Source organism: Enterovirga sp. CN4-39 (assembly GCF_049446235.1).
Taxonomy (GTDB): domain Bacteria; phylum Pseudomonadota; class Alphaproteobacteria; order Rhizobiales; family Beijerinckiaceae; genus Enterovirga.
Window position 1 is genome coordinate 77,424 of sequence record NZ_JBMSEF010000003.1, and the last position, 16,711, is coordinate 94,134.

Annotated in this window: 19 protein-coding genes and 1 pseudogene; 11 read left to right on the forward strand and 9 right to left on the reverse strand. The window is 68.1% G+C overall.

Annotated features, from left to right (window positions below):
- Nucleotides 1-41: 41 nt before the first annotated feature.
- A complete protein-coding gene (locus tag ACO2SS_RS06950; protein WP_423276887.1) occupies nt 42-884 on the forward strand; it encodes a crotonase/enoyl-CoA hydratase family protein in 843 nt (280 codons plus the stop codon).
- 170 nt (nt 885-1,054) lie between these two features.
- The gene (locus ACO2SS_RS06955) at nt 1,055-2,212 is read left to right on the forward strand and encodes a benzoate/H(+) symporter BenE family transporter (RefSeq protein WP_423277171.1); all 1,158 of its coding nucleotides are present in this window, start codon (nt 1,055-1,057) and stop codon (nt 2,210-2,212) included.
- On the opposite strand, the gene ACO2SS_RS06960 is transcribed toward ACO2SS_RS06955, so the two are convergent.
- Nucleotides 2,213-3,370 (reverse strand): trans-sulfuration enzyme family protein, encoded by a 1,158-nt coding sequence (locus tag ACO2SS_RS06960; RefSeq protein WP_423276888.1) that lies wholly within the window; start codon nt 3,368-3,370, stop codon nt 2,213-2,215. It abuts the gene before it with no gap.
- Nucleotides 3,371-3,429: 59 nt separating this feature from the next.
- Between ACO2SS_RS06960 and ACO2SS_RS06965 the strand changes: the two genes are divergently transcribed.
- Nucleotides 3,430-3,936 (forward strand): TspO/MBR family protein, encoded by a 507-nt coding sequence (locus tag ACO2SS_RS06965; protein WP_423276889.1) that lies wholly within the window; start codon nt 3,430-3,432, stop codon nt 3,934-3,936.
- A gap of 1 nt (nt 3,937) precedes the next feature.
- Here the strand turns inward: ACO2SS_RS06965 and ACO2SS_RS06970 are convergent, their stop codons facing one another.
- From ACO2SS_RS06970 to ACO2SS_RS06985, 4 genes and pseudogenes are all read right to left on the reverse strand, one after another.
- Entirely contained in the window at nt 3,938-4,318 is a 381-nt protein-coding gene (locus ACO2SS_RS06970; protein ID WP_423276890.1) for a response regulator, read from the reverse strand.
- 9 nt (nt 4,319-4,327) lie between these two features.
- On the reverse strand, nt 4,328-4,894 hold the full coding sequence (gene hpt / locus ACO2SS_RS06975; RefSeq protein ID WP_423276891.1) for a hypoxanthine phosphoribosyltransferase: 567 nt from the start codon (nt 4,892-4,894) through the stop codon (nt 4,328-4,330).
- A 22-nt stretch (nt 4,895-4,916) separates the two neighbouring features.
- Nucleotides 4,917-5,306 carry a hypothetical protein gene (locus tag ACO2SS_RS06980; RefSeq protein WP_423277184.1) on the reverse strand — a complete coding sequence of 130 codons (390 nt, stop codon included), beginning with the start codon at nt 5,304-5,306 and terminating at the stop codon, nt 4,917-4,919.
- A 222-nt stretch (nt 5,307-5,528) separates the two neighbouring features.
- A pseudogene (locus ACO2SS_RS06985) lies at nt 5,529-5,627 on the reverse strand (zinc finger domain-containing protein); the annotation flags it as partial.
- An 87-nt stretch (nt 5,628-5,714) separates the two neighbouring features.
- On the opposite strand from ACO2SS_RS06985, the gene ftsE reads away from it, so the two are divergent.
- The 5 genes from ftsE to ACO2SS_RS07010 all read left to right on the forward strand — a co-directional run bounded on the left by ftsE (nt 5,715) and on the right by ACO2SS_RS07010 (nt 9,435).
- Nucleotides 5,715-6,386 (forward strand): cell division ATP-binding protein FtsE, encoded by a 672-nt coding sequence (ftsE, locus tag ACO2SS_RS06990; RefSeq protein WP_423276892.1) that lies wholly within the window; start codon nt 5,715-5,717, stop codon nt 6,384-6,386.
- A 15-nt stretch (nt 6,387-6,401) separates the two neighbouring features.
- The gene (locus ACO2SS_RS06995) at nt 6,402-7,334 is read left to right on the forward strand and encodes a cell division protein FtsX (RefSeq protein WP_423276893.1); all 933 of its coding nucleotides are present in this window, start codon (nt 6,402-6,404) and stop codon (nt 7,332-7,334) included.
- 109 nt (nt 7,335-7,443) lie between these two features.
- Nucleotides 7,444-8,115, forward strand: coding sequence for a YdcF family protein (locus tag ACO2SS_RS07000; RefSeq protein WP_423276894.1), 672 nt, complete (start codon nt 7,444-7,446; stop codon nt 8,113-8,115).
- 93 nt (nt 8,116-8,208) lie between these two features.
- The gene (locus ACO2SS_RS07005; protein ID WP_423276895.1) at nt 8,209-8,955 is read left to right on the forward strand and encodes a lysophospholipid acyltransferase family protein; all 747 of its coding nucleotides are present in this window, start codon (nt 8,209-8,211) and stop codon (nt 8,953-8,955) included.
- 93 nt (nt 8,956-9,048) lie between these two features.
- Nucleotides 9,049-9,435 (forward strand): hypothetical protein, encoded by a 387-nt coding sequence (locus ACO2SS_RS07010; protein WP_423276896.1) that lies wholly within the window; start codon nt 9,049-9,051, stop codon nt 9,433-9,435.
- Here the strand turns inward: ACO2SS_RS07010 and ACO2SS_RS07015 are convergent.
- Nucleotides 9,369-9,959, reverse strand: a complete 591-nt coding sequence (locus ACO2SS_RS07015; protein ID WP_423276897.1) for a gamma-glutamylcyclotransferase — start codon at nt 9,957-9,959, stop codon at nt 9,369-9,371. The genes ACO2SS_RS07010 and ACO2SS_RS07015 overlap by 67 nt on opposite strands.
- 75 nt (nt 9,960-10,034) lie before the next feature.
- On the opposite strand from ACO2SS_RS07015, the gene ACO2SS_RS07020 reads away from it, so the two are divergent.
- Both ACO2SS_RS07020 and ACO2SS_RS07025 read left to right on the forward strand, forming a co-directional pair.
- Nucleotides 10,035-11,093, forward strand: a complete 1,059-nt coding sequence (locus tag ACO2SS_RS07020; protein ID WP_423276898.1) for a DUF2125 domain-containing protein — start codon at nt 10,035-10,037, stop codon at nt 11,091-11,093.
- A gap of 2 nt (nt 11,094-11,095) precedes the next feature.
- Complete coding sequence (locus tag ACO2SS_RS07025; RefSeq protein WP_423276899.1) at nt 11,096-12,358, forward strand: DUF3422 family protein; 1,263 nt, start codon at nt 11,096-11,098, stop codon at nt 12,356-12,358.
- A gap of 10 nt (nt 12,359-12,368) precedes the next feature.
- On the opposite strand, the gene ACO2SS_RS07030 is transcribed toward ACO2SS_RS07025, so the two are convergent.
- Nucleotides 12,369-13,313: a prephenate/arogenate dehydrogenase family protein gene (locus ACO2SS_RS07030; protein ID WP_423276900.1), complete on the reverse strand. Its 945-nt coding sequence runs from the start codon at nt 13,311-13,313 to the stop codon at nt 12,369-12,371.
- Nucleotides 13,306-14,427 (reverse strand): histidinol-phosphate transaminase, encoded by a 1,122-nt coding sequence (gene hisC, locus ACO2SS_RS07035; protein WP_423276901.1) that lies wholly within the window; start codon nt 14,425-14,427, stop codon nt 13,306-13,308. The genes ACO2SS_RS07030 and hisC overlap by 8 nt, the downstream gene beginning before the upstream one ends.
- Nucleotides 14,428-14,599: 172 nt before the next feature.
- On the opposite strand from hisC, the gene ACO2SS_RS07040 reads away from it, so the two are divergent.
- Nucleotides 14,600-15,847 (forward strand): MFS transporter, encoded by a 1,248-nt coding sequence (locus ACO2SS_RS07040; RefSeq protein WP_423276902.1) that lies wholly within the window; start codon nt 14,600-14,602, stop codon nt 15,845-15,847.
- 1 nt (nt 15,848) lies between these two features.
- Here ACO2SS_RS07040 and ACO2SS_RS07045 read toward each other — a convergent pair whose 3' ends face one another.
- A complete protein-coding gene (locus ACO2SS_RS07045; protein ID WP_423276903.1) occupies nt 15,849-16,676 on the reverse strand; it encodes a chorismate mutase in 828 nt (275 codons plus the stop codon).
- Nucleotides 16,677-16,711: the final 35 nt, after the last annotated feature.

Here is a 16,711-nt window from a genome sequence, read left to right on the forward strand (position 1 = left end):
CCGAGGATGTGCTCGGCCGAATAACCAGAAGTTGCGGGCCCTTGCCCCAACTCAGTCTCGACTACGAACCCGATATCCAGACGCTTTGGATCACGCTTCGCCCCGAGCCGAAGCCGGTCTTCACCTTGCCGCTGATCGAGAGCGTCGGTCGCGTGCAGGACGCCGTTATGAAGTTGTGGGGCCTGGAGGAGGACCGGCCGGTCCGCTATCTGGCCTACCGTTCGTCCGGAGCCATTTTCTCGCTTGGCGGCGACCTCGATTACTACCTGGACTGCCTTCGGGCCAACGACCGGGCCGGCCTCCGCCGCTATGCGGACCAGGCGACGAACGTCATCCGGCTCAACCGGACGGGGCTCGACGGCGCCGTCATCACGCTCACGAATGTCCGCGGGAAGGCCATCGGGGGCGGCATCGATCCCGCTCGCGCCTGCAACGTGATGATCGCAGAGGAGGGCGCGACGTTCTCCTACCCGGAAATCAACTTCAATCACTTCCCGATCTCGGCCGTGCCTGTGCTGTCGCGCCATACGGGACCGATCGAGGCCGAAAAGATCCTCCTCTCTGCTGCGGAATATTCGGCTGCGGAATTTCAGCAGAAGGGCGCGGTCGACGAGGTCGTGCCGGCAGGAGCGGGCGATGACTGGATCCGCCGCTACGCGGCGCGAAGCCTGACCTCGCACAGTGCGCGCGTCTCCGTGATCGCCGCGTTCAACCAACAAGCGGGAGAAAGGTTGGGCGCGATGTCCGGCTATGCGGAGGCCTGGACAGACCACATCCTGCGGCTCAAGCCGATCGAAATCGCCAAGCTCCAGCGCATCGCTGCCGCGCAGGAGCGGATGCTCAGCCGTATGCTGCGAAGCGAGACGGAGTCGACGAGCGCCTGAGCAAGCCTCCTCGCGGCGGTCCTGCTCTGCGGCAAGCCCGTTGATCGCGATCCGCAAGGGCTTCAAGAACGCCCGCCCGGCTTTCGGGCGGCTTTCGCGAGGCGGAGTTGTCGAGCAGCTTTCGGCGTGACGAGGCGAGATCGTCGAAGGACGAACCGCAGGCCGGGTGGGTGGGGTTAGAGGTCCAGCCGCTCGCGGCGGGGCTGCTGGCTGCCCTAGTTGGCTTCGCGTCGACCTTCGCGGTCGTGCTTCAGGCGCTGGCGGCCGTCGGCGCGACGCGGGCCCAGGCAGCATCCGGGCTTCTCGCGCTCCTTGTCGTCAAGGGTGCAGTCGCGATCTTCCTCAGCCTGCGCTCGAGGATGCCGATCAGCCTCGCCTGGTCGACACCCGGGACGGCCCTGCTCATCGCAACGGGGATGCCGGTCGGCGGGTTTCCCGTGGCGGTGGGCGCCTTCCTGGTCGCCTCTGGGCTCGTGGTAGCCGCTGGGCTCTGGCGGCCATTCGGCCGTGCCGTCCGGGCGATTCCCGTATCGCTCGCCAGCGCCATGCTCGCCGGCGTGCTCCTCGACCTTTGCCTCGCTCCCGTGCGGGCTGCCGGTGCGATGCCGACCTTGGCCCTGCCGGTCGTCGTTGCCTGGGCGCTCGCCTGGCGCTTCGCGCGGGCCTACGCCATCCCGATCGCGGTGCTCGTGACCGCCGTTATCGTGGTGCTGGCGACACCGCTTCCAGAGGGTGCGCTCGCGGATATCCGCCCGCATGCGGTCTTCGTCATGCCGGCCTTCACCTGGTCGGCTCTGGTCGGGATCGCCCTCCCGCTCTTCATCGTCACGATGGCGTCGCAGAACATTCCCGGCCTCGCCGTCCTGAATTCCAACGGCTACCATCCGCCGGTCGGGCCGATCTTCGTTGCGACCGGGTTGGCGAGCGCGGTGATCTCCTTCTTCGGCGGACATCTCGTGAACCTGGCGGCCATCACGGCTGCCCTCTGCGCCGGCCCGGACGCACATCCCGATCCGTCGCGACGATGGATCGCGGCCGCGACCGCCGGCGCTGCCTACATCGCCTTGGGCATGACGGCGACCTTCGCGGCCGCATTCGTGGCGGCCTCGCCGCCTCTTCTCATCCAGGCGGTCGCAGGACTGGCGCTGCTCGGCAGCTTCGGAGCAGCGATCCAGACTGCATTGGTGCGTGAGGATGAGCGCGTGCCGGCCATCGTCACCTTTGTGACGGCCGCTTCCGGCATCTCGCCTTATGGGATCGGCGCAGCCTTTTGGGGTCTGCTGGCCGGCGGCGCCATGCTCGTCCTGGCACGGAGCCGCCGCAACTGATCAGCGATGGGCGGCCGCGAGCGCCGCGTCGAGATCGTCGAAGAGATCGCCTGGATCCTCGATCCCGGTGGAAAGGCGGAGGAGGTCCGGCGGGCATGGCGTGCCCGCTCCCTCGATGGACGCGCGGTGCTCGATCAGGCTCTCGACGCCTCCAAGCGAGGTCGCGCGCTTCCAGAGCCGGACGTTCGCGGCGGTCCCGATTGCTGCCGTTTCCCCGCCCTTCACCTGGACGGAAAGCATGAACCCGAAGCCGTTCTCCATCTGGCACAAAGCGACGTCGTGGCCCGGATGCTGCGGCAATCCGGGATAGAGCACCCGGGAAACGAGCGGATGGGCGGAGAGCCGCTCCGCAAGGGTGGCGGCACTCCGGGCCTGTGCCGCGGCACGGACGAAGAACGTCTTGAGGCCGCGGTTCAGGAGGTATGCCTCGAAGGGCCCGAGGATCGCGCCGCTGCCCGAGCGGATCCGCCCGATGCGCTCCCAGTAGGGGTCGCGCTCGCGCGCGCAGAGCGCGCCCGCGATCACGTCCGAGTGGCCATTCAGGATCTTGGTCGCGGCGTGCATGACGATGTCCGCTCCGAGTTGGAGCGGGCGCGTGTGGAACGGCGATGCGCATGTCGAGTCGACGGCGAGACGCGCTCCGGCTTCGCGGGCGATCTCGGCGGCCGCCGCGATGTCGGTGATGGTCCAGAGCGGGTTGGAAGGCGTCTCGATCCAGACGAGCTTGGTGCGCCCCGGCCGCATCGCTGCCTGGAGCTTGCCCAGATCGTCGGTCTCGACGAGTTCGACTTCGAGCCCCCAGCGGGCGGCCTCGGTCACGAGCCAGTTCCGCAGCGCCCAGTACATCACCGCGGAGGCGACCACATGATCGCCGGGCTCGAGGGCCATGAAGCAGGCGGTTGCGGCCGCCATCCCGGACGAGAAAAGGAGAGCCCCACCCTCGGCATCCTCGAGCATTGCGATTACGGCTTCGGTTTCGCGTACCGTCGCATTATCCGGCCGCCCATAGATAAAGCCCGAGGAGTAGGCGTTGTCCGGGTCACGGATGTAGGTGGACGAGAGGTGGATCGGCGGCACCACCGCGCGGGTGAGCGGATCGGTCTTCCCGAGCGCCTGTGCGGTCAGGCTGGCCTTCGACCAGATGGGAAGCTCTGCCATTTGGAACCTCGATCCCGAACCCGTGTTTCGAAGCGGTGCCGTATCGGATGAGGTCGAGGATGAACACCCTGCGTGCCAGCCAGGGCCACCGAAACGGATGGGTGCCGAGACTTGCCCTTTCCATCCTGCCCGTCGCAGCCGTTTCGATCCTTGGCTCCTGGGCGACGCTGCCGAACATACCCGCCTGGTACGAGGGATTGGCAAAGCCTCCGCTGATCCCGCCGAACGGTGTCTTCGGCCCAGTCTGGACGATCCTCTACGCGCTCATGGCCTTCGCGATCTGGCGCGTCCTCTCGGCGAACCCGGCCATTCCGGGCCGGGGGAGCGCCATAGCGCTCTTCTTCATCCAGCTTGGGCTGAACTGCCTTTGGTCGTTCTCGTTCTTCGCCGCGCGCAGCCCCGCGGCCGGGCTGGTGAACATCCTGGTGCTGGATGCGGCCGTTCTGGCCACGATCGTCATGTTTGCGCGCATCGACCGGCTCGCGGCCTGGTGCCTGGTCCCGTATTTCTGCTGGATCGTCTTCGCGACCTATCTCAATGCCGGCGTGTGGCTGCTGAACGGGTGAGTCAGGCGGCGTTCCGCCGCGCCTCGAGCACGCGAAGGACGGCGGAGCGGGCTTCGCCGAGCGAGAACGGCTTCGTCAGCACGTCCTCGATGATGACCTCGAGGTTCTTGGCGCGCTCTCGTTGGTCCGCATATCCCGTCATCAGGAGGATCGGGAGATCGGGAAAGTCGCGCTTCGCCGCGAGCGCGAGCGCGATCCCGTCCATCATGGGCATCCTGATGTCCGTGAGCATCAGGTCGAAGGCGCCGGCTTCCTCGGTCAGGCGCTCCAGAGCATCCGCGCCGTCGATCGCCGTCGAGACCTGATGGCCGTCGAGCTCGAGGCCCCGTTTCAGGAAGCCGCGGACCGGCTCCTCGTCGTCGACCAGTAGGATCTTAGCCATAACGTTCGTTCAAGTTCCGCCGAAAAGGTCGGGTTCCGTGTCCCCATGGGCCACCACGCCGACGAAGGGAAGCTGGCGGTAGTGGTGGGCGACATCCATCCCATACCCCACCACGAACACGTCCGGGCACGTGAAGCCGACGAAATCGGGCTGGATCGTGACCGCGCGCTTGCCGGGCTTCTCCAGGAGGACCGAGACGAGGACACGGCCGGCGCCACGGGCCATCAGGAGGTCCTTGGCGAAGACCAGCGTGCGGCCGGATTCGAGGACGTCGTCCACCAGCAGCACGTCGCGGCCACGCACGGCGCTCTCGACGTCTCTCAAGATGCTGACATTCCCCGAGGACACCGTGCCGGAGCGATAGCTCGACAGGTGGATGAACTCGACCTGCGGCGCCATCCCCGAGCGGTGCAGCGCGCGGATCAGGTCCGCCGCGAACATGAAACTCCCTTTCAGGACCGCGATGACGAGGAGGTCCGGCGAGGCGGTTGCCGCGATCTCGGCAGCCATCTCCTGGTTGCGCTGGGCGATGCTGGCTTCGTCGAACAGGACGCGTACGCGGGAGGAAGTAGTCATGCCCCAGACACTGGCGGGAAGCTCAGCGCAACGCAACGGACCGATCGCCGCCCGCTCGCTGGAACGACGCGATCAACCGCACGCCGTCCGGCGGCGGGGAGGGGAGCCGCAGGGTGAAACGGGCGTTCTCGCTGGGCGCGATCTCGACGACCGGCGGCTTCGCCGACCACCGGTACAGGTCTTCGCCATCCTTGTTGCCTATGGCGAATTCGAGCCGTGGCACGGCGATGGTCTGCTCCGAAGCGGAGCGAATCTCGCCCTCTATGACGAGGACAGCCGTCCCATCATCCACGACGAAGTTCGCCGTGACGCCCGCGAGATCCAGGCCAACGAGGTTCACGCCCAGGCCCATCGCGGCAAAGAGGGGCCCGCTCTGCGGGAAGAACTGTACGACCTCCTGCCTGAAAGCCACGAGCGCGGGGGGCGCAACCAGAACGAGTGCGATCGCGGCGATCGCGAGATGTGGACGTTGGCGGCTAGGCTTGGCCGTCCTGCCGCGGACCTTGCCACGGTTTGGAGGCTCGGGCGGCCCGGGAAGGGCCTCGATGGTAGGCGCTCGGCTGCGCTCGGCATCCGCCCCCGTGGCACCGGGGCTTTCGGGCTGGGGCGGGGAGGGGGTACGAACGAACCAGGTTGTCCGGCATATTGCGCACCGCACCTTGCGTCCGCCATCCCCGATCCGGGCGGGGTCGATTGCGTATTCGCTTGCGCAGGACGGGCAGACAATGAGCATGGCGAATCAGCCGAGCGGCGACCGCTCGCTCGGCTGCGACCCTCGGTCGTGAGCGGTTAACAGAGCCTCAATCGGAGCCGATCCGGCTTGGAACAACCCGTCGTCGCGTTCGATAATATCGGCCTGCGTTATGGGCAGGGACCCGAGATCCTGCGGGACGTGACCTTCACGATCGAGCACGGCTCGTTCCAGTTTCTCACGGGCCCTTCCGGCTCCGGCAAGACGACGCTGCTGCGGTTGATCCTGCTCGCCCTGAAGCCGAGCCGCGGGTTGCTGCGGCTGTTCGGCCAAGAAGCCACCGGTATCGCGGGAGCGGAACTGACCTCCGTCCGGCGCCGCATGGGGGTCGTGTTCCAGGATTTCCGCCTTCTCGACCATCTCACCACCTACGAGAATGTCGCCCTTCCATTGCGTGTGCAGGAGCGGGAGGAGGCGAGCTATCGTGCAGAGGTTCTGGAATTGCTCCAGTGGGTAGGGTTGGGTGATCGCGCCCACGCCATGCCGGCGGTGCTCTCGGGCGGCGAGAAGCAGCGTGCAGCCATCGCGCGCGCCCTGATCTCCCGGCCGGAACTGCTCCTGGCGGACGAGCCCACCGGGAACGTGGATCCGGCGCTGGCGCGGCGACTGCTCCGCTTGTTTCTCGAGCTCAACCGGTTCGGGACCTCGGTCCTGATCGCGACGCACGACGTCGCCCTGATGGAGCAGGTCGAGGCGCGGCGCCTAGTGCTTGGCGATGGCGAACTCCATGCCTACGCGTGAGTGGGGCCAAGCGGCTTGAAGCGGCCCAGTCTGCCTTCGCGGGGCGCCCGCGGCGCGGAACTCGTCCTGTCGGATCCGGCCGCAACGCGCTCGCTCGTTGCCATCGTGGCGATCCTCACCTTTCTGGCCGGGCTGGCCGCCGCGGGGGCCGAGGTCGTCGCCGCGAGCTCCCGCGAATGGCGGGCCGCCATCGCCCGCGAGGCGACGATTCAACTGCGCCCGCAGGTAGGGCGGGACATCGAGAGCGACTTGAGCCGCGTTGCTGCCCTGGCGCAGGCGGAACGGGGGATTTCGGAGGCGCGCGTCATGTCGAAGAGCGACGCCGAGTCCCTCCTCGAACCCTGGCTCGGCCGTGGGCTGGACCTGAGCTCGCTGCCGGTGCCGCGCCTTGTGCTGCTGCGGCTCGACCCGGAGGCCCGGCCGGACGTGCGGCAGCTCGGGCGCAGGATCGCGGCCGAAATACCCGGCGCCAGCCTCGACGATCATGGTGCCTGGCGGGCGCGCCTGTCGGCGGTCGCGACCACGATCCTCGGTGTTGCGATGGGGCTCGTCCTGCTCGTGGTCGCGGCGTCCGGCCTGGCCGTGGCGTTCGCGACCCGCGGCGCCATGGCAGGCAGCCGCGAAGCCGTGGATGTGCTCCAGCTCGTCGGCGCCGAGGACCGCTTCATCGCGCGCCAGTTTGCGCGGCGCTTTGTGAGGCTGGCTGCCGTTGCGGCGCTCTGCGGCGCCGGGACGGCGGCTCTCGCCGTTCCCCTCCTCGGTCTCGCCCCGGCTCTCGTGCCTGGTGGTGCGAGCCAAGCCACCGACGCGGCGCTCCTCGGCGCCGCCGCGATCGGCTGGCGTGGCTATGGTCTGATCGCGCTCGTGGCCGCGACGGTCGCCGGCATCGCAGGTCTTGTCTCGATCGCTACGGCGAAACGATTCCTTCGGGAACTCCGGGCAAGGTGAACGGGTCCTTGCCCTGGTGGCGTCGTAATCGGCGCTATGCTGCCGCCGGTCGAGCATCCGGGGCGGCGCAGGCGGGCTGGTCCATGGGGATCCGGATGAGACAGCTCTCGTGAGGGAAGGGACTAAACCGGGGCCGCGGCGCTGGGCGCTCGGGCTGGTCGTCGCGAGCGTGTTCCTGGCGCTCGCCGGAGGAGCCGGGTTCCTGGTCTTCGTCGCCATGCTGGACCGGGTGGAGCGCGACCCGCCGGGCTCGGCCGATGCCATCGTGGCGCTCACGGGTGGCGCACAGCGGATCGCGGATGCGATCGAGCTCCTGGCGCGCGGCTTCGGCTCCCGGCTGCTGATCACCGGCGTGAATGAACGCACGAGTCGCGAGGAGATCGCGCGCTTGTCTCCAGGCCAGCGTCAGCTCGTCGAATGCTGCGTCGATCTCGATTACCGGGCCCGCAACACCGCGGGCAACGCGGAAGAGACGCGGCGGTGGGTTCGCGAGAACGGCTTCCGATCGCTGATCGTCGTGACGTCGAACTACCACATGCCCCGTACGATGGCGGAACTCGATCACGCGCTCCCCCATGTCGTGAAGGTGGCGCATCCGGTGGTGACGGGCGCTGGCGGTCCTTCCGGGTGGTGGGGGAGCCTGTCGGCGACACGTCTTCTCGCCAGCGAATACGCCAAGTTCGTCCTGGTCGCCGTCAAAACCCGCCTGAGGGGCGCCGCCGACGCCGAAACAGCGCCGCAGGAGCGCCCGCGGCCTGTGGACGGACTGGCACGTCGCTGAGCCGCGACGATTTCATCGCAGGCCGGTTCCGGACTAAGAGGCATTCTCCCCATTGCCCGGCCCGCCCCGGCGGCGCTCCCGCCCTACGAGTCGATGATCGTTCTCAGATCCGTCCTCTTCAGCATCGTGTTCTACCTCAACACGGTCGTCATGCTGATCGCCGCGATCCCGACCTTCCTGATGCCGAGGACGGCCATTCTGCGCGTCGCGCAGGCCTGGGCGAGAGTCAGCCTGTTCTTCCTTCGGGTGATCGTCGGCACCAAGGTGGAGTATCGCGGCCTGGAGCACTTGCCGAAGGGCGGGCTCCTGGTGGCTTCCAAGCACCAGTCCTTTGCCGATATCCACGCCCTTCTCCCGAAGCTCCGCGATCCCACCTTCATACTGAAACGTGAACTCACCTGGATTCCGCTCTTCGGCTGGTTCACCATCAAGGGAGGAATGATCCCGGTCGATCGGAGCCGGGGCGCTTCGGCGATCGCCGATATGAACCGGCGGGCGCGGGACGAGGTCGCCCGGGGACGCCAGATTCTCATCTACCCGGAAGGAACTCGGCGCGCGCCCGGAGCCGAGCCCGCCTATAAGCAGGGAGTCGCCCATCTGTACCGGACCCTCGGCGTCCCGTGCGTGCCGGTAGCCTTGAATTCCGGCCTGTACTGGCCCCGGCGGCGGATGGTGATGCAGCCCGGGACGATCATCGTCGAGTTCCTCGAGGCGATTCCTCCAGGCCTCGGGCGGGACGAGTTCATGACCACGTTGAAGGACCGCATCGAAGAGGCTTCGAACAGGTTGCTCGCCGAGGCAATGCAGCCGGTCGGGTATGCCGGCCCGGAGGGGATCTGAGCGTCTTAGGCAGGGAGCAACCTTGACGGGGAGGCTTTGCTTCCTATATGAGAACAAATGTCGAACAGACGCAGATTGTCCTGGCTGACTTCAATGCGCGACCTACGGCACGACCGGATCACGCGCGCTCTCGTGGGCGAGGAGCGCCTCAGGGCAACTGCAGGCCTTCGGGAGCCGCCGGCGCTGACGTCTTGGCGCGGCAGGTCGGGACGGCGCTACGTCGTCGGGATCCATGCCGCGAACGAGCCGGATATTGCCGACCTGACGGATGCGGTCCTGATCGCGGTGCATCGAGGCGGCGACGGAGAGGCCGAGATGCTGGACGTTTCCGCACCGGGCACGCTGACCTCGCGTCGGCAGCGCCTGCGCTGGCTCGCCAGCATGCGGTCGCGCGGCGCGACCGAGCTCCACATTCACCGCTTGGCAGAGAGCGAGGCCGAGCGGCGGGCAGTCGTGGCCGATTTGGCGGCGTCTCCCTGAGATAGCCTTTCTGCGATTCCGGCGAGGATCGAGTCGCTCACGCCCATCTCGATCAGCTGCCGGTGGGTGGCCCGGACGTAATCCGGATTGGCGCCTGAAATCCCGACCCCCTGGTTGATGAGCCGCAGGAGATCCTCGGTTGGCAGGCGCCCGGCATATTGCGGATGGCGCCTGTCGGCCACGTAGGTGACGGCCCTGACGGCGCGCCCGTCTTCCAGCCGCACGGTCACGCGGCGTTCCAGATAGACGGCCGTTACCTGCTCGCGCTCCCGCAAATAGGCGAGGGTGGCCTCGGCGTCCGTTGCTTCGACCCCGAAAGCAAGCCCGCGGCACTTTCCGCCGCGATCGAGCCCGAGCACGAGCCCGGGCATCTCCGGCGTGCCGCGATGCACGTGCGAGAAGATGCAGAGCGACCGGTGGTAGCCCGTAAGCGTCGCGAGATGTCGCTCACGAAAGGGAAAGCCGGGCCGCCACATGAGCGACCCATAGCCGAACACCCAAAGATCGCCGCTTTCAGCCGCCATCCGGCTCCCGCGCCTCGCCAGATCAGAGCGCCGCGGCTACCAGCTGCGCTCCGCGCGTTCAACAGGAGAGCCGTTTTGCCGGCCGCCATTCCCACTTCCCGCCGGCCGAGCCGGTTCCGGCTCTATCTCCCTTTCATACTTCTCGGGCTGCTCGTCGTCGGCTGGTCGGCGGCCTGGTTCTACATCCGCTCCCGGACCACCGAGGGAATGGACAAATGGCTCGCCGCCGAGGCTGCCCAGGGCCGAAACTGGACCTGCGCGGACCGGACCATCGGCGGCTATCCGTTCCGGATCGAGCTTTCTTGCAAGTCCCTGGCCTTCGAGCGTTCCGACCTCACGGCTACGCTCGGGCGTGTGGTCGCCATCACCCAGATCTACAAGCCCGGCCACATCATCATCGAGGCGGCAGGCCCGCTGCGGGCCACCGGCGCGAACACGACGGTGGAATCGACGTGGCGCCTGCTGCAGGCGAGCGTCATCCTGTCCGGCCGCGAGTTCGAGCGGCTTGCGCTCGTGGCCGATGCGCCGGTCGTACGGGCGGTCTCGCCGGACACGGGATCCATCGAAGTCACGGCCAAGGAATTCGAGGTCCATGCCCGTCCGGACCCGAAGGATTCCGACATGGTCGATCTTGCCTTCTCGGCCGAGGGGGCAGTTCTGCCTGGACTGGATGCTCTCGTCGGCGGGACGGAGCCGTCGGACCTCGACCTCGTGCTGCGCCTGAGCCGCGCGACCCAACTCGCAGCGGGGGGAGGGCCTCGCGTCGTGGAGCGCTGGCGCCTTGCAGGCGGCCAAGTCGAGATAGACCGTCTGCGTATCGTCAAGGGGCCGCGCCGCGTCGAGGCGACGGGCAATGCGTCCATCGATGATCTGCGGAGACCGCAGGGTCGACTCGACGCTCAGGTAGCGGGGATTGAAGGCCTCCTCGGGCAATTCATCGGCGACAAGGCCGGGATTGCCGGAAATCTGCTGGGAGCCCTGCTCGGCCAATCACAGAGGGGGGCGCAGATCGCGCAGCCGGCGGATCCCAAGGCACCGCGACTGAAACCGCTGCCTCCTGTGAGGATCGACAATGGACGGCTCTTCGTCGGTCCGCTCCAATTGCCGAATATGCGCATCCCCGCCCTCTATTGAGCATGTTCGCCGCTTCCCACCCGCTGAGGGGGACCGTGCTGGGAGAACTCCATGCGCGGCCCTTTGTACCCGTGGAGAGCCCGAGGCGTCTTCTTCATCTCGGCTTCGTCACGAATCCAGACGAGGCGGCGGCCGATCGGGAGCGGTTGGTTGCCTTCTGCGAGGAGCGGGCCCGGCCGGCTCCGCAGCAGGACGCGAAGCACCACGACGTTCTGCTGGGCGACGCGCGGGTGCGTTGGGAGCAGCATACCGAGTTCACGACCTATACGTGGGAGATCGCCGATGGCGGGCGGGCCACGTTCGAGCGGAGCGTCGGCTCATTCTTCCCGATGATCCTGGCTATCGAGCCTCCGGGGCCGCTCCTCGTTGCGATCGACCTGCAATTCCGTCCCGGCGACGAGGAGTTCGATCTCGCGCAGGCATTCGACGCCTCCTCCCTGGCTGCTTCGCTCGTCAGCGAGGGCAAGGCGCTCGTCGCCACAGACTTCCGCCTCGGTAGCGAGGGCTTCGTGCGCTGGGTCGCCCTGGATCACGGCCTGACGCCCGGTCAGGCCGGCGCGCTCGCGCAGCGGCTGCTCGAGATCGAGACCTACCGCACCTTCGCGCTCCTCGGTCTGCCGGAAGCGCAGGGGCTCGCCCCGAACGTGCGGAACATCGAGGACGGGCTGACCCGCATCGCCCGGACGATGGCCGAAAGCCGCGATCTCGCCCTGAACCGGAGCCTCCTGGACGAACTCACGCGGCTCGCGGCGGCCCTCGAGGCGGACGCCAACGTGGCGGGCTATCGGCTGCGGGCAAGCCGGGCCTATGCAGAGATCGTCCGCCAGCGGCTCGAAGCCATCGGTGAGGCCCCCGTCGGGGGATATCCGACCATCGCGGCCTTCCTGTCGCGCCGCCTGGCACCGGCCATGCGCACCTGCGAGATGATGGAGGAGCGGCTCTCAGGCCTCTCGGCGCGGCTGGCGCGGGCGGCCCAACTCCTGCGAACCCGGGTCGAGGTCGAGATCGAACACCAGAACCGGGACGTCCTGCGCGCCATGAACACGCGCGCCGGCCTGCAACTCCGGCTCCAGCAGACGGTCGAGGGGCTCTCGATCGCAGCGATCAGCTACTACGTGGTGTCGCTTGCGTCCTATCTCTTCAAGGGTCTGAAGGATCTCGGAGTTCCGCTCGATCCCGGCGTGGCGACCGCGCTCAGCGTTCCCGTCGTGGTGCTCGCGATCGCCCTGCTCGTCCGCAGGATCCGCCGCCGGCACGCCGAGTGAACGCCCCCGCCTACTCCTCGCGGCGGCGGCCGAAGTCGGGCTCCGGCGTCTCCTGCCCTTGCGAGATGATGCCGCGCCGAATGGCGCGCGTGCGGGTGAAAAGGTCGAACAGCGCGTCCCCGTCGCCCCACCGGATCGCACGGGCCAGGATCGCGATGTCCTCGTTCAGCCGGCCCAGCATCTCGAGCACCGCCCCCTTGTTGTGGAGGAAGATGTCCCGCCACATCGTCGGGTCCGAAGCCGCGATGCGGGTGAAGTCGCGGAAGCCGCCGGCCGAGAACTTGATGACCTCGCCTTGCGTGACCTCTTCGAGGTCTGCTGCGGTGCCCACGATGTTGTAGGCGATCAGATGCGGCACGTGGCTCGTGATCGCCAGCACGAGGTCGTGGTGCTCGGCCGTCATCACCTCGACATTGGCGCCGAGCGCCGTCCAGAACGCAGTCACGGTCCCGACCGCCTGGGGATCCGTCCCCTCGGGCGGAGTCAAAATGCACCAGCGGTCCCGGAACAGGGTGGCGAAGCCGGCATCGGGGCCGGAATGCTCGGTGCCGGCCACCGGGTGCGCCGGGACGAGGTGCACGCCTCCGGGAAGGTGCGGCGCGACCTGGTCGATCACGGACTTCTTCACCGATCCCGTATCGGACAGGATGGCGCCCGCCTTCAGGGCGGGCGCGATGGCCGCGGCGACGGAGGCAAAAGCCCCGACGGGAATGCAGAGGACAACCAGGTCCGCGTCCCGCACGCCCGCCTGGATGTCCGACGTCGCCTCGTCCGCAATGGCGAGTTCCTCGACGCGGCGCACCACCGCCGGGTCCCGGTCCACTGCGATGATCGTCCCGGCCAGTCGGCGCGCCTTCGCGGCCCTGGCTATCGAGGATCCGATCAGGCCAAGGCCGACGATCGCGACGCGCGAGAGGAGCGGCGTCTCGAGCGGTGGCCCGATACGGTCAGGCATTGCCCTGGCCCGCGCTCATGAAATCCTTCAAGGCCGCGACGACGAGTTCGTTCGCCTCCGCCGAGCCGATCGTCATGCGCAGAGCGTTCGGCAGGCCATAGGCCGCGACTGCTCGCAGGAGGAGGCCGCGCCGCCCGAGGAACGCGTCGGCCTCCTTCGCCGTGCGGCCCGGAGTGGTCGGGAAATGGATCAGGATGAAGTTGCCGACGCTCGGCGTGACCTTCAGCCCGAGCGCCTCGATCTCGCGCGTGAGGCGGGCCAGCCATTCATCGTTATGGGCGAGCGCCGCCGCGATATGCGCGTCGTCCCGAATGGCTGCCGCGCCGGCTGCGATCGCCGGTGCGTTCAGGTTGAAGGGGCCGCGGATGCGGTTCAGCGCGTCCACGACATGGGCCGGCCCGACGAGCCAGCCTATCCGCAGCGCCGCAAGGCCGTAGATCTTCGAGAAGGTGCGGCACATGACGACGTTCGGCGCCGTTAGCGCCAGCTCGAGCCCGGAGGCGTAGTCGTTGCGCCGCACATACTCGGCATAAGCGGCGTCGAGCACCAGGAGCACGTTCGTGGGCAGGGCCGCGTGCAGCCGCTTCACCTCGTCGAAGGGCAGGTACGTGCCGGTCGGGTTGTTCGGGTTGGCAAGGAACACGATCCGGGTCCGATCGGTCACCTTGGCCAGGATCGCATCGACGGAGGCCGTTAGGTCCGTCTCCTCGGCGACGACGGGCGTGCCCCCGTTCGCCAGGATGTTGATGCGATAGACGAGAAAGCCGTGCTGGGTGAACAGGCCCTCGTCGCCCGGGCCGATATAGGCATGCGTGAGCAGCGACAGGAGCTCGTCCGATCCCGTTCCGCAGACGATCCGGGCGGGGTCGATCCCGTATTTCTGTCCGATCGCCTCCCGCAGAACGGTCGCCCCGCCATCCGGGTAGATCTCGAGCGAGGACGCGGCCGCCCGGAAGGCCTCGATCGCCTGCGGCGAGGGGCCGAGCGGGTTCTCGTTCGATGACAGCTTGTGGACCTTCTCCACCCCCTCGACGTGGTCGCGCCCGGGAACATAGGCGGAAATGTCGAGCACGCCGGGACGCGGCTGGGGGAGGGCGGGAGCAGAGGCGGTCATGACCGAGGCTGGACGTTGTTGAAGCGTCCGCTTAGCTGAAGCGGGCCGCAATGGCACGTGCAAAGCTGCGCATGGCTGAGTCGAGAGGCGGAGCATTGTTCTCCCCTCTGGATCATGCGACGCCGCATGGCAGACGGGCCGCCATGAGCGGCTGGAGCGGGGAGCGACACGCTTGAGCGGGGCGGCGGACAGAGCAAGCGCTCGCGCTCGCGAGGCGCTACGGCGCGCCGTCCTCTCCCTCATCGTCACGCAGATGGTCGGCTGGGGCTCCGTCTTCCACGCGCCCGCGGTGCTCTATGCCCACATGTCCGAGGGGATCGGCATCTCGCGCGAATTCGTGTTCGGCGGGCTGACCGTGATGCTCGTCATCGCGGCGCTCCTGTCCGCCCCGGTGGGGCGCGTGCTGGAGCGGGACGGTTCGCGCCGTTGGATGGTGACGGGCTCGGCCTTGACGACCCTTGCCCTATGCATGCTCGCGGCTGCGCAGGGCCCGATCCTCTTCCTGCTCTCCTGGGTCGTCTTCGGCGCGGCGATGCCGATAGCCCTGAACCAGGCGGCCTCGACCGCCATCGTCCAGATCGCGCCGGCGCGAGCGCGGAATGCAATCGCCATCCTGCTCCTGGTCACGGGGGTGTCCTCGGTCATCGCCTGGCCGATGTTGATCTGGCTCGCGGAAGCCTTCGGCTGGCGCGGAGCGCTCATCGTCTTCGCGGGCCTGAATGTCTTGGTCTGCATGCCGCTCCACGCATGGAGCCTGCCCGGCCCGACGCAGGCGCGCCAGGAGCGCCGCGACCCGGAGCCCTTGCCGGAGAGCCTGGCGCCGCCACCCGAGCCGGTGCGGGGAGCCTATCCGCTGGCCGCGATCTCCTTTGCACTTGCCGGAATGCTGACCTGGGGGCTGCCGCTCCACATGGTGGGAATTCTCACGGGGTTCGGCCACGAGGAGAAGACCGCCGTGGCGATCGGCAGCCTTTTCGGCCCAGGCCAGATGATCTCGCGGGGTTTCGAGATGGTCGGGGGCAGCCGCTTCGACATCCTAACGACCGGCGTCATGGCGGCCCTGCTGATGCCGCTGGCCCTCGCGGCCCTGCTGGCCTGGGGCGAATCTCCGGGTGGGGCGATCGCCTTCGCGGTCGTCTACGGCCTCTCGGCTGGTTTCATCTCGATCGTCCGAGCGGTGGCTCCGCTGCGGCTCTTCGGCGTGGCCGCCTATGCCCGGATGCTCGGCCGGCTCAACATGCCGCAGAACATCGCGTTCGCGATCACGCCGTTCGGCTTTGCCGTCATCAGCGGCACCTGGGGCGCGCGGCTGCTGATCGAGATTTCTCTCGGGCTGGCGCTGCTGTGCCTGGTCAGCATCGTGCTGCTCCACCGCCGGGTGATGGCGGCGGAGCGGCGAGCCGTGAAGCCCACTCGCTGATTTAGTCGTCTACCTTGAAGCGGGTCGCGTGCGATCCGACCTCGACCAGACCCGAGGCGGGGCCGGCCGGCGCAAGCGCGGCCTGCAACGCGCCGGTCGAAATCGCGCCGGGGGCTACCGCCAGCACGGACAGACCCTGCTCCTCCCCGGCTGTCGCGATGAACTCTCCGCCCAGACGGCCGAGAGCTTGCGCGGCGGCGTCGCTCCATCGCTCGAGCCTCGCCGAATAGAGCACCACCTCGCGAGGCCCAGGGTTCTCTAGCGGCCTGGATACCACCAGGACGGGCGTGCCGGCAGGATGATCCGGCCGTTCGATGAAGGGCAGGCGCGCGATGATCTTCGGGGCGTCCTGGCCCTCGAGGCGGCGCCACCAGGCCCCCGCGCTCGCGCCCTGGTCGAGACGGACGAGGCCCAGATCGCCGCGGGATGCGGCGACGGCCGCGATGACCGATGGGGCCGCGTCGTGCTGCCGGTACGGAACCGTGAACCCGAAATGGAACCGAGCCGAATCGCGCATCGGCGCGTCGCCGCCCGAGATGTCGGCATGCACCGAGAAGGGAGCCTGCACATAGGTGAAGGTGGCGATGATGACGCGCCAGATGCCCTCGGCCGTGTCGAGCGGAAGGAGACCGCGGTGCCGGGCCGCGAGGGCCCGCATCATCGACGCCTCCCTGTCGGGACGGAACGCCGCGCCCGATCGCGCAGTGCCTTTCGTGGCGATCAGCCTGTCGATGATCTCGCCGCGCTCCATCAAGAGCCGGTGCATGGCTTCGTCGATCCGGTCGATCTCGCGCCGGAGATCCGCGAGGGTAGGGGCTGGCTCTGTCATGGTCATCCTGCGGGAGACAGGATGCCCATAGGTCT

What these genes read in the sequence shown, in the direction of transcription:
- ACO2SS_RS07025 (WP_423276899.1), top strand. Translation starts at nt 11,096, where the DNA reads ATGTTCGCCGCTTCCCACCCGCTGAGGGGGACCGTGCTGGGAGAACTC.
- ACO2SS_RS06960 (WP_423276888.1), bottom strand. Translation starts at nt 3,370, where the DNA reads ATGGCAGAGCTTCCCATCTGGTCGAAGGCCAGCCTGACCGCACAGGCG.
- ACO2SS_RS07005 (WP_423276895.1), top strand. Translation starts at nt 8,209, where the DNA reads ATGATCGTTCTCAGATCCGTCCTCTTCAGCATCGTGTTCTACCTCAAC.
- ACO2SS_RS07015 (WP_423276897.1), bottom strand. Translation starts at nt 9,959, where the DNA reads ATGGCGGCTGAAAGCGGCGATCTTTGGGTGTTCGGCTATGGGTCGCTC.
- hpt (WP_423276891.1), bottom strand. Translation starts at nt 4,894, where the DNA reads ATGACTACTTCCTCCCGCGTACGCGTCCTGTTCGACGAAGCCAGCATC.
- ACO2SS_RS07030 (WP_423276900.1), bottom strand. Translation starts at nt 13,313, where the DNA reads ATGCCTGACCGTATCGGGCCACCGCTCGAGACGCCGCTCCTCTCGCGC.
- ACO2SS_RS07010 (WP_423276896.1), top strand. Translation starts at nt 9,049, where the DNA reads ATGCGCGACCTACGGCACGACCGGATCACGCGCGCTCTCGTGGGCGAG.
- ACO2SS_RS07045 (WP_423276903.1), bottom strand. Translation starts at nt 16,676, where the DNA reads ATGACAGAGCCAGCCCCTACCCTCGCGGATCTCCGGCGCGAGATCGAC.
- ACO2SS_RS06970 (WP_423276890.1), bottom strand. Translation starts at nt 4,318, where the DNA reads ATGGCTAAGATCCTACTGGTCGACGACGAGGAGCCGGTCCGCGGCTTC.
- ACO2SS_RS06965 (WP_423276889.1), top strand. Translation starts at nt 3,430, where the DNA reads ATGAACACCCTGCGTGCCAGCCAGGGCCACCGAAACGGATGGGTGCCG.
- hisC (WP_423276901.1), bottom strand. Translation starts at nt 14,427, where the DNA reads ATGACCGCCTCTGCTCCCGCCCTCCCCCAGCCGCGTCCCGGCGTGCTC.